This is a genomic window from Mesorhizobium sp. M7A.F.Ca.US.010.02.1.1, assembly GCF_004023085.1.
In the GTDB taxonomy this organism is placed as follows: domain Bacteria; phylum Pseudomonadota; class Alphaproteobacteria; order Rhizobiales; family Rhizobiaceae; genus Mesorhizobium.
In genome coordinates this window covers 20,575-31,347 of record NZ_RZRV01000052.1, presented here as the reverse complement: position 1 = coordinate 31,347, position 10,773 = coordinate 20,575, and the positions used below count along the sequence as shown (strand labels likewise).

Here is a 10,773-nt window from a genome sequence, read left to right as displayed (position 1 = left end):
GAGCGAACGCCGTGACAGGAAGAACGAGGTCGTCATGATGTCGAACTTCCAGCCCTGCTTGCGGCAGATCGCCAGCGCGCGCGGGATGTTCGGCTGCTCCATGTAGCCGAAGGTCAGCGTCACCCGCATGAACAGCTCGTTGACCGTCTCCATCTTGACCCGGTCGCTGTCGGGCACCACCGGTTGCGGCGCGGTCACCACCGAAAGGATGACGTTCTGCTCGTGCAGCACCTTGTAGTGCTTCAGGCTGTGCATCAGCGCGGTTGGCGCGCTGAGTGGATCGCTCGTCAGGAACACCGCGGTGCCGGACACCAGCTGCGGCTTTTTCTTCAGGAGATTGCCGGCGAGGAAATCGAGCGGGATTTCGTTGCGGCGGGTCTTGTCGAACAGATAGCGGCTGCCGCGCACCCAGGTCCACATGGCCAGCACGATGGTGAAGGCCACGGCCAGCGAGGCCCAGCCGCCCTCGAACACTTTGACGATGTTGGAGGCAAAAAAGCCGACGTCGATGAAGCCGAACAGCGCCGTCATGGCGACCGCGACCCACAGCCGCCATTTCCAAATCCGCGTCATGACCACAAACAAGAGCACTGTGGTCACCAGCATGTTGCCGGTCACCGAGATGCCGTATGCCGACGCCAGCCTGCTGGATTCGCCGAAGCCGACGACCAGCATCATCACCACCAGCGCCAGCAGCAGGTTGACGCGCGGCATGTAGATCTGGCCGGACTGTTTCTCCGAGGTGTGCAGGATTTCAAGGCGCGGCAGCATGTTGAGCTGCACCGCCTGCCTGGTCAGCGAGAAGGCGCCCGAGATCACCGCCTGGCTGGCGATGACCGTCGCGGCGGTCGCCAGCACGACCATCGGGATCAGCGTCCAGCCTTCATTCATTTCGAAGAACGGATGGCCGACGACGCCGTTCTTGGCCAGCACGAAAGCGCCCTGCCCGGCATAATTGAGCAGCAGGCACGGAAACACGACCCACAGCCAGGCGAGCACGATCGGCTTGCGGCCGAAATGACCGAGATCGGCATAGAGTGCTTCCGCGCCGGTGACGGCGAGGAAGATGGCGCCGATGGTCACGAAAGCGACGTCGGGCGAATTGATCAGGAAGGCGACGATGTAGTGCGGGCTCACCGCCCACAGGATTTCCGGATCGGCGATGATGTGGTTGAGACCTGAAAGGCCGATCGCCAGGAACCACACCGCCGTCACGGGACCGAAGACCAATCCCACCCCGCCCGTGCCAAAGCGCTGCACCGCAAACACCATGGCAAGAATGACCAGTGTCAGCGGCACGACATAGGGCTGGAAGGTCGGCGTGACGACATTCATCCCCTAAACCGCCGACAGCACCGATATCGCCGGCGTGATGACGGCATCACCGAAGAAAAGCGATGCCCCGACAATGCCGATGCCGAGCATCAGCGCCGAGCGCTTGGGGAAACTGCCGCGCGCCAGCGCCATCAGCGACAGCACGCCGCCCTCGCCGCGGTTGTTCGCCCGCAGCACGAACATGATGTATTTGATGGTGACGATGATCGTCAGCGACCAGATGATCAGCGACAAAACGCCCAGAATATCGCCGCGCTGGGCGACTTGTCCGCCCGACGACGCCACCAGCGCCTCGCGAAAGGCGTAGATCGGGCTGGTGCCGATATCCCCATAGACGACACCGAGCGCGCCCAGCATCAGAACCTTGGTGCTGTGCTGCTCGACTTCCGAATGGCTCGATTGTTCGACGGGTTCTGCCTCACTACCAGTATTGGTAAGGGCCATGGACGACACTCCGATAAGCGCGCGGTGCTCTACGCTTGCTGCAATGCAATATCAAGTGCCGTCGCGTAATGGCTGCCATGCCTGCCACGCGAGGCTGCCATCGCTACCATCCGCAGGCCTTGAGGAACCGACCCACCGTGCCGGCCATGCCATACTCCAACGCGTCGGCTGTCAACCCATGTCCGATCGACACTTCGGCCAATGCCGGAATGCGCTTGGCAAGTGCGGGCAGATTGCTGACCACCAGATCGTGCCCGGCATTGACCTGAAGCCCGGCAGCAAGCGCGGCGTCGGCGGTTTTTCCCAGTCTTTCCAGCTCCTTGGCCGCTTTTGCGGAATCTGTGTGATAGCTGCTATATGGACCCGTATAAAGTTCGATACGGTCGGTGCCGATGTCGCGCGCAGCCGCCACGCCATCGGGGTCCGGATCAGAAAACAGCGACACGCGAAAGCCCCCCTTTTTCAGACGCTTGACGATCGGTGTGAGGAACGCGGTCTGGGTCGCGAAGTTCCAGCCATGGTCCGATGTCGCCTGGGCCGGATCGTCCGGCACCAGCGTCACCTGTTCAGGCTGATGCTTTTCCACAAGCAACAGGAAATCCTCTGTCGGATAGCCCTCGATGTTGAATTCCGCGCGCGGAAACTCGTCGTCGATCAGCGACCGGATTTCTGGCAGATCGGAGTGTCTTGTGTGCCGCTCGTCGGGGCGTGGATGCACCGTCAGCCCATGCGCGCCGGCCGCCAGCGCAATGCGGCCGAGGCCGGTCACGCTTGGCCACGGCAGGTCGCGCCGGTTGCGCAGCATGGCGATGGCATTGAGGTTGACGGAGAGCTTTGCAGGCATGCGGGTGGCCTCGGAAATCATTCAACGCGCCCACCTATAATGCCTTTGACGGGAACAGTAATGCCTTTGGTGGGAACAGACTGGGGGTTTCGCGTGTTCCAAGCCTGATGAGCGAACCCGGGAAAGGACGCACCGATGAATTTTCTCGATGAGGTTCCGGCAGTCCGCCGTATCGACACCAGCCGCGACGACCTTTTCGCCATCGATGTCGTCGGGCACGTTTCCGCGGCCGACGGTGAAAATCTTTTCGGGCTGCTGGAGGCAGCCTATGCCCTGCACCCGCGCATCGATGTGCTGGTGCGCCTGGTCGACCACGATGGCGTCGACTGGGCCGACATCGCGGACGAGACCCTGAAGCAGGGCGCCATTCATGCATTGGAACATGTCGGCCGTTGCGCAACCATCGGCGAACCGGACTGGATAGCGGACGCACAACGCTTTCTGCCGTCCTCACCGCCCATTGAAATCAGGCATTTCAGGGCGGAGGACGAGGCTGCCGCCTGGCAATGGCTTGCCGCACAGCCTATCGGGGCAACAGCATCCGGCGCCCCTACCTGACGATCGTCAGCCGCTCGGCCGCCCGCGTGATGGCGGTGTAGAGCCAGCGCTGGCGGGTTTCCTTGAAGGCCCAGCTTTCATCGAACAGCACAATCTCGTTCCATTGCGAGCCCTGCGCCTTGTGCACGGTCAGCGCGTAGCCATAGTCGAAATCGTCGAAGCGCTTCTTCTGCTGCCAGGGGATATCGGCATCGGGATCCTCGAACGCCGCCTTGAGCAGCTTGATCTTGGCGACGCCACGATCCGGATCGTCCTCTTCCGGCGACACCAGAAGGTTGATGCCGGGCTTCACCGTCTCGCGCGACGAGGTCATCACCTTCCACAGCGAGCCGTTGAGCAGGCCCTTGGCCGGATCGTTGCGCAGGCAGACGAGCTTGTCGCCGGCCTGCGGATAATCGGCGTTGAAGCCCTTGAGTTCGCGCAGCCGCTGATTGTAGCGGCGACGCGTGCGGTTGGTGCCGACCAGCACCTGGTCCGCCTTCAGCACCAACTCCTGGGTGACGTCTTCCTTGCCGATCACCTGCGCCGTGCCATAGTCGCCACGCATGAATTCACGGCCCTCGCGCACATCGAGCGCCAGCCGCAGGATCGGGTTGTCGCGCGCCTGCCGGTGGATTTCGGTCAGCAAAAAATCCGGCTCGTGGTCGGTGAAGAAGCCGCCGCCCGAGATCGGCGGCAGCTGGCCGGGGTCGCCCAGCACCAGGATCGGCGTGCCGAAACTCATCAGGTCGCGGCCGAGCTGCTCGTCGACCATCGAGCATTCGTCGATGACGACCAGTTTCGCCCGCGTAATCGGGCTCTGGCGGTTGAGCGAGAAGGTCGGCGACATCGACGTCTTGCCGGTGACCTCGTCCGATACCGATTCCTCGCCCTTCGGCCGATAGATCAGCGAATGGATGGTGCGCGCATTGACTGCACCCTTGGAGCGCAGCACCTGCGCCGCCTTGCCGGTGAAGGCGGCGAACTGCACCTGGCCGTCGACATGTTCGGCGAAATACCGCGCCAAGGTCGTCTTGCCGGTGCCGGCATAGCCGAACAGCCGGAACAGCTGCGGCTGGCCGGTCTTCAGCCATTGGGCGACCGCCTTCAGCGCGTCGTCCTGTTGGGGAGAGAATTCCATCAGCGCGAGAGACCGGATTCGCAAGGGAAAGACAAGACAGCCGCCACCATCATCGATGCGCCGGGACGCTTCAATGCCGCCGACGGGTCAGGCTATCAGGCGCAGACAAGAACGTAAAGGGAACATACAAGCTCGCCCCACACCTTATCGAATCGGCTGGGGATCGTTTTCCAGCAAGATCGGCTTGCCGTGCGGCGTGGCATGCGCGGCGCGCTCCCAGGCTTCAGCCATAGCGTCGACATCCGACTTCGCGGCCAGCCCTTTGGTGGCAAGCAGGCTTTCCAGCGCCGCCAGCCAATGTTCGTAATAATCATGGCCGTCCGTTGCGGCGCCCGGTCTCTTCACCTCTTCCGACAGTGCCTGCGCCCACTCGCTCCACGAAAACAGGCCCTTGTCGTGCAACGCCACCGTCATGGCGAACGCCTCGGCCTGCCATGGTTCGGCGAAAACAGGGGCATCGACGCCCGGCGGCAAATCGGCCATGTCCGAGTCACGCCGGCTCAAGATAGCTCTCCCAGGCATCGATCGACACAACAAGCATCGGGTCGGCGCCCTCGCCCCAGATTTCCGATCCTTCGAAAAACACGGTGTAGACCCATTGCGGGTTTTCGCCGTGGCCATGCGCGTTGCTGTCGGGGAACACGAACCCATCGCGCACGGCCTCGATTGTACCCTGCTTGCCGCGCGCGTAGCGCGGCAGCCGCGTGTGGCCGGTCGGGTTGAAGTTCTTGGTCCGTACAGGATCGCCGGCCTTGAACCGCGCCGGCTGCGCCACCGGCCGGTCGCAAGGACCCCCCTTGGCCAGCACCCCAGGCACATTTTCTGCCTTCAACACCCTCTTGGGAGTCGCTGCCGGATCGACTGCCTTGCCCGCTTCGAGATCGCGCTGGCTGACGAAGCCATGGCGCTTCAACAGCACCTCCAGCGCCTTGATCCATATCTGGTAGTAGCTCGATGAATAGTAGACAGCCGGATGCAGCGATTCCCGTGCGTGCCGGCTCTCGTCGATGTTCCACGCGCCCATGGCGCCGGCAGTCAGCGTCACGCCGAGCGCCCGCCTTTCCCAGGCGGCATGGAAGTAAGGTTCGTCTTTTTCGGGCGCGACGGGGCCGAACCCCATCTGCCCGCCAAGATCGTGCGGCCCGTTCATGCCGGCTGCCCCTCTATTTCAGGTCTTTGGGCCAGGCTGGTCCCGATCATCGCATCACGGCTGACCAGCTCCGCCAGCCGCTCCTCGCTCCAGCCCTCGGTGCCCTCGGGCCGCATCGGCACGACGAGATAGCGCAGTTCCGCGGTCGAATCCCAGACGCGGATTGCCTTGTCCGCCGGCAGCGTCAGCCCGAACTCCTCCAGCACACCGCGCGGATCGATCACCGCGCGCGAACGATAGGGCGGCGCCTTGTACCAGACCGGCGGCAGGCCGAGCACCGACCACGGATAGCAGGAGCACAGCGTGCAGACGACGAGATTGTGCGTCTCCTCGGTGTTGAACACCGCCTGCATGTGCTCGCCCTGACGGCCGGTATAGCTCAGCGATTCGATCGCCGCCGTCGCATCGCGTTTCAGCCATTCGGCATAGGCGGGATCGCTCCAGGCCTTCGCCACCACCCTGGCGCCGTTGCGCGGGCCGATTTTCGTCTCGTAGGTATCGACGATGACGTCGATCGCCGCCGGATCGATCAGCCCCTTTTGGGTGAGGATGGTTTCCAGCGCGCGGACGCGGGCGGCAAACGGATCGAGTTCGTTGTCGTGGTCATGATCGTGTGACATGGCCGCAAACTACGTTTCCAGTGATGCCGCCGCAAGCGCAACGGCTTGGGCCAACGGCACATGGCGCTGGCCCTGTCACATCATTCGGCCGCCGCCCGCTGCGGTTCGGGCAGCATGTCTTCCCTGGCTTCGAATAGCGACGGCTGATCCCCCGCTTCGACCGGGCCTGGCTCGCCCTTGCGCTTCGACCAAAGCCCGACCAGCCAGCCAGAGAAATTCTCCATGTAGACATAGATCACCGGCGTCACGAACAGGGTCAGCGCCTGCGAGGCAAGCAGACCACCGACAACGGCAACGCCCAGCGGCTGGCGCAGTTCGGCGCTGGCGCCGGTGCCGAGCGCAATCGGGAATGTGCCCATCAGTGCCGCCAGCGTCGTCATCATGATCGGCCTGAACCGCATCAGGCAGGCCTTGTGGATCGACTCGGTCGCGGACATGCCGTCTCGTCGCAGTTCAAGCGCGACGTCGACCATCATGATGCCGTTCTTCTTGACGATGCCGATCAGCATCAGGATGCCGATCACCGCGATGACAGACAGATCCATACCGGCGAAGCGCAAGGCAACAACCGCCCCGAGCACAGCCGACGGCAGGCCGGTGAGGATCGTCAGCGGGTGGATGAAGCTCTCGTAGAGGATGCCGAGCACGATGTAGATGGTCAGGATTGCGCCGCCGACCAGAAAACCCTGGTTGGCAAGAGAATCCTGGAAGGTCTTGGCCGTCCCGGCGAAGGTGGTCGAGATCACCGTCGGCATGCCGATCTGCTCCTTCAGCGCATTGATGCGCGTCACGCTGTCGCCCAGCGCCACGCCCTGCGGCAGATTGTAGGAGATGGTCACGGCTGGAAGCTGGCCGAGCTGGTTGACAGTCAGGGCGCCGGCCGTGCGATCGACCCGGGCGAAGGCGCCGAGCGGAACCAGACTGCCGCTCGCCGTCCTCATCTGGATGGCCAGCATCCGCTCGGGCGACCACTCGATCTTTGGATCGAGCTCGGTGATGACTTCGTAGCTGTCGGCCGAACCGAAGATTGTCGAAACCTGGTCGGTGCCGAACCCGCCATAGAGGGCGGAGCGCAACGTGTCGGTATCGATACCGAGCTGGGCGGCCTTGTCGCGATCCACCACCAGCGTCGCCTGCAACGCATTGTTCTGCAGGTCGCTGGTGACGTCGGTGAAGTTCGCATGGTCGGCCGCCATCGCGTCGTTCAGTTTCTGCGCCCAAATATCGGTCAGGCCGGTATCAAGGCCCTGAACCACGAGCTGGTAGGCGCTTGCCGACGACCGCGAGCCCAGCCTCAAATTCTGCACCGGCTGCATGTAGGTCTCGATGCCCGCCACGCCGGCCAGTTGCTTGCGCAGATCCGAAAGCACCTTCTCGATATCGGGGCGCTGGTCCTTGCCCTTGAGCTGGACGAAAAGCTGCCCCTGATTGAGCGCATTGTTGCCGCTGCCCGCCGACCACGCCACATGGTCGACATAGGGCGAATGCGAGAAGACACTGGCGACCTGTCCTTGCAGCCTGGACATGGCATCGAAAGAGATGTCCTGACGTGCGATGGTGGTCACCGATATCTGGCCGATGTCCTCCTGCGGGAAGAAACCCTTCGGCGAAGTCTGGATCAGCCACACCGACGCTGCCGCGGTGCCGACGAAGACGAGGAACACCAGGAAGGTGTGGCGCAGGCAGAAGCTCAAGACCCTGTCGTAGCCGCGGGTGACGAGGTCCTGCTTATGGCCGGGGCCGTGCTTGTCACGGTCGGCTTTGGTCACCGACAGCAGCCGCGAGCACAGCATCGGCGTCAGCGTCAGCGACACGAACATCGACGCCAGGATGGCGACCGTCACCACGACGGCGAACTCGTTGAAGATGCGCCCGATGACGCCACCCATCAGCAGCACGGGGATGAACACCGCCACCAGCGAAATCGAGATCGAGATGATGGTGAAGCCGATTTCGCGCGCGCCCTTCAGCGATGCGTCGAAGGCCGACAGCCCGTCCTCCTCCATATGGCGGAAGATGTTTTCCAGCATCACGATGGCATCGTCGACGACGAGGCCGACGGCGAGCGTCAGGCCCATCAGCGAGATGTTGTCGATGGAAAAACCGAACAGGAACATCGCGCCGAGCGTGGCGATCAGCGAGATCGGCACAGCCACGGCCGGAATGATCGTCGCCGTCACCCGGCGCAGGAACACGAAGATCACCATGATCACCAGGGCAATGGTGAGCAACAGCGTGAACTGCACGTCGCTGACCGCCTGCCGGATCGAACTGGAGCGGTCGTTAAGCAGCTTGATGTCGGCGGCGGCCGGCATCTGGTCCTTGAAGGACGGCAGCATCGCCTTGACCTTGTCGACGACGTCGACAGTGTTGGCGTCGGGCTGGCGTTGCACCGCCATGATGATCGCGCGGGTGCCATCGTACCAACTTGCGGTCGTGGTGGTCTGCACCGAATCGACCACGCGGGTCACCTCGCCGAGCCGTACCGGGTGACCGTTTTTGGTGGCGATGATGATGTTGGAGAAACCGGCGGCGTCGGTCAGCTGCGTGTTGGCGGTGATGGTGAGCTGCTGCTTGTCGTTCTGCAGCACGCCCAGCGGCGTGTTGCTGTTGGCCGAGGCGACCGCCGCCTGCAGCTGATCGATCGAGATGCCGCGTGCGGCAAGCGCGGTCGGGTCGATCTGGATGCGCACCGCGTATTTCTGTTGGCCGAAGATCGAGACCTGCGCCACGCCGTCGATGGTCGACAGCGACGGCGAGATGACATTTTCCGCGAAAGCATCGAGATCGGTCAGCGGAACCGTGTCGCTGACCAGCGACATCAAAAGGATCGGCGCGTCGGCCGGATTGACCTTGCGATAGCTCGGCGGCGCCGTCATCTGCGGCGGCAATGATTTCTGCGTGCGCGCGATCGCCGCCTGCACATCGGCCGCCGCCGCATCGATGTCGCGGTTGAGCACGAACTGGATGGCGATCGAGGTTTGGCCAAGCGAGTTCGTGGTCGAGATCGAATCGATGCCGGCGATGGTGGCAAACTGCTTGATCAGCGGCGTCGCCACCGATGTCGCCATGGTTTCCGGCGAGGCGCCGGGCAGCGAAGCCGAGACATTGACCACCGGGAATTCGGCGCTGGGCAGTGCGGCCACCGGGAGGAACTTGTAGGCGAACAGCCCGCCCAGCACAAGGGCGAACGACATCAGAAGGGTGGCGACGGGTCGGCGTATGCAGAATTCGGAGATCATTGGGCCGCCTCGCCGGCGTTGGTCGCCTCGGCCACCTTGGGAGCAGCATTCGCCGTGGCCTTGCCCTCATGCACCGCCGCGCCGTCCTTCAGCCTCGTCTGGCCTTCGGTGACGACCTTCTCACCGCTTTTCAGCCCCTGGCTGATGGCGCTGTTGTCGCCTTCGGTCAGCGCCACCTGCACCGGCCGCATCTCGACCGTGTTGTCCGGCTTGACCACATAGACGAACTGCCCCTTCTGGCTTGGCTGCACCGCGACGGTCGGAACCGATGTCATCTGCGGCATGATGCCGGCGTCGAGCACGACATTCACATACTGGCCGGGCCATAGCGAAAGGTCCGCATTGGGAATGCTTGCCCGCGTGGCAATCGTGCCCGACGCGGTGTCGACGCTGGAGTCGACGAAATCGAGCGTGCCCTTGCCGATCGGCGTCGGGTCGCCGTCCTTGGTCAGTGTCACCGCGCCCTGCTGCGGGTTGGCGAGCGCCTTGTGTAGCAGGGCCAGATTGCTCTCGGGAAGATTGAAGTTGACCTGCAGCGGGTCCATCTGGGTGATGGTCACAAGCGGAGTGGCCGTGCTGCTGTTGCCATTGCTGACGGTGACGAGATCGCCGACGGCGACGCTGACTGCGCCCAGCCTGCCGGAAATCGGCGCCGTGATCGTGGCGAAGCCAAGCTGGACATTGTCGGCGTCGATTGTCGCCTTGTCGGCATCGACAGTCGCTGCGGCAGCTTTCTGCGCGGCGACGGCCTGGTCGTAGGTCTGCTGCGTGCCGGCCTGCTTGGCGACCAGATCCTTGGCGCGCTGGAGATCGGACTGCGAGCTGGCGAGCATCGCCTGATCCTTGGCCAGCGCCGCTTGATCCTTGGCAAGCTGCGCCTTCAGCGCCCGGTCATCGAGCGAAAACAGCAGATCGCCGGTCTTGACCATCTGCCCGTCCTTGACGTCGATGGACACGATCTGGCTGGACACGCGCGCATTGATGTTGACGACGGCTGGAGAGGAGACGAAGCCGATCGCGTAGCGCCGGATCGGGAAATCGGCTGTCGAGGCGACGGCCGAGAGGATCGAGGCCGAGCGCCCGGCATTGTCGGCCTTCTTGTCCGAAGCCGTGGCCTGTTTGTCCGGCGCGGCAACCTGCTTTGCGCCGATAACCTGCTGGACCCTGCCCAGCGCATCAGGCGAGAGATAAAGCCACCCGGCCGCACCCAGGCAGGCGACGGCCAGCAACGAAAGAACGACTTTTCCACGCATGGTCAAAGGCCCTCTCCACCCGACACGTCGTGGTCCGATGGTTCTATTCCAACGCGGCCCGTTGCCGCGATTTCGCCGAATAGATAGGACACGCCTTTGTCGGAAAAGGGCCAAAAGGCGGCATTACGAAGATTTAATGTGCACTGCACAACGGATGTGCAACACGGGCTCAATCCCGATCTGGGCGGTACGCCCGAGACTCCGGAT

General features: G+C 63.3%; 8 protein-coding genes and 1 pseudogene. 1 reads left to right on the top strand and 8 read right to left on the bottom strand.

The features are described 5' to 3' along the window. Nucleotides 1-1,779: pseudogene (locus EOA19_RS31260) on the bottom strand (potassium transporter Kup); the annotation flags it as partial. A gap of 103 nt (nucleotides 1,780-1,882) precedes the next feature. Continuing rightward, the gene (locus EOA19_RS31255; protein WP_128305797.1) at nucleotides 1,883-2,623 is read right to left on the bottom strand and encodes a pyridoxine 5'-phosphate synthase; all 741 of its coding nucleotides are present in this window, start codon (nucleotides 2,621-2,623) and stop codon (nucleotides 1,883-1,885) included. A gap of 135 nt (nucleotides 2,624-2,758) precedes the next feature. Between EOA19_RS31255 and EOA19_RS31250 the strand changes: the two genes are divergently transcribed. Further along, the gene (locus tag EOA19_RS31250; RefSeq protein ID WP_128305796.1) at nucleotides 2,759-3,181 is read left to right on the top strand and encodes an STAS/SEC14 domain-containing protein; all 423 of its coding nucleotides are present in this window, start codon (nucleotides 2,759-2,761) and stop codon (nucleotides 3,179-3,181) included. Here EOA19_RS31250 and EOA19_RS31245 read toward each other — a convergent pair. The 6 genes from EOA19_RS31245 to EOA19_RS31220 form a co-directional block, all read right to left on the bottom strand. Then, a complete protein-coding gene (locus EOA19_RS31245; protein ID WP_027034850.1) occupies nucleotides 3,174-4,301 on the bottom strand; it encodes an ATP-dependent RecD-like DNA helicase in 1,128 nt (375 codons plus the stop codon). The genes EOA19_RS31250 and EOA19_RS31245 overlap by 8 nt on opposite strands. Nucleotides 4,302-4,445: 144 nt before the next feature. Then, complete coding sequence (locus EOA19_RS31240) at nucleotides 4,446-4,805, bottom strand: nitrile hydratase accessory protein (RefSeq protein WP_128305795.1); 360 nt, start codon at nucleotides 4,803-4,805, stop codon at nucleotides 4,446-4,448. Next, the gene (nthB, locus tag EOA19_RS31235) at nucleotides 4,792-5,451 is read right to left on the bottom strand and encodes a nitrile hydratase subunit beta (protein WP_128305794.1); all 660 of its coding nucleotides are present in this window, start codon (nucleotides 5,449-5,451) and stop codon (nucleotides 4,792-4,794) included. The genes EOA19_RS31240 and nthB overlap by 14 nt, the downstream gene beginning before the upstream one ends. Beyond that, complete coding sequence (nthA, locus tag EOA19_RS31230) at nucleotides 5,448-6,071, bottom strand: nitrile hydratase subunit alpha (RefSeq protein ID WP_128305793.1); 624 nt, start codon at nucleotides 6,069-6,071, stop codon at nucleotides 5,448-5,450. The genes nthB and nthA overlap by 4 nt, the downstream gene beginning before the upstream one ends. Nucleotides 6,072-6,151: 80 nt before the next feature. After that, a complete protein-coding gene (locus EOA19_RS31225; protein WP_128305792.1) occupies nucleotides 6,152-9,313 on the bottom strand; it encodes an efflux RND transporter permease subunit in 3,162 nt (1,053 codons plus the stop codon). Beyond that, the gene (locus tag EOA19_RS31220; protein WP_128305791.1) at nucleotides 9,310-10,566 is read right to left on the bottom strand and encodes an efflux RND transporter periplasmic adaptor subunit; all 1,257 of its coding nucleotides are present in this window, start codon (nucleotides 10,564-10,566) and stop codon (nucleotides 9,310-9,312) included. The genes EOA19_RS31225 and EOA19_RS31220 overlap by 4 nt, the downstream gene beginning before the upstream one ends. Nucleotides 10,567-10,773 lie beyond the last annotated feature (207 nt).

Coding starts and splice junctions, on each gene's coding strand:
- EOA19_RS31245 (WP_027034850.1), bottom strand. CDS start 4,301: ATGGAATTCTCTCCCCAACAGGACGACGCGCTGAAGGCGGTCGCCCAA.
- nthB (WP_128305794.1), bottom strand. CDS start 5,451: ATGAACGGGCCGCACGATCTTGGCGGGCAGATGGGGTTCGGCCCCGTC.
- EOA19_RS31220 (WP_128305791.1), bottom strand. CDS start 10,566: ATGCGTGGAAAAGTCGTTCTTTCGTTGCTGGCCGTCGCCTGCCTGGGT.
- EOA19_RS31255 (WP_128305797.1), bottom strand. CDS start 2,623: ATGCCTGCAAAGCTCTCCGTCAACCTCAATGCCATCGCCATGCTGCGC.
- EOA19_RS31250 (WP_128305796.1), top strand. CDS start 2,759: ATGAATTTTCTCGATGAGGTTCCGGCAGTCCGCCGTATCGACACCAGC.
- nthA (WP_128305793.1), bottom strand. CDS start 6,071: ATGTCACACGATCATGACCACGACAACGAACTCGATCCGTTTGCCGCC.
- EOA19_RS31225 (WP_128305792.1), bottom strand. CDS start 9,313: ATGATCTCCGAATTCTGCATACGCCGACCCGTCGCCACCCTTCTGATG.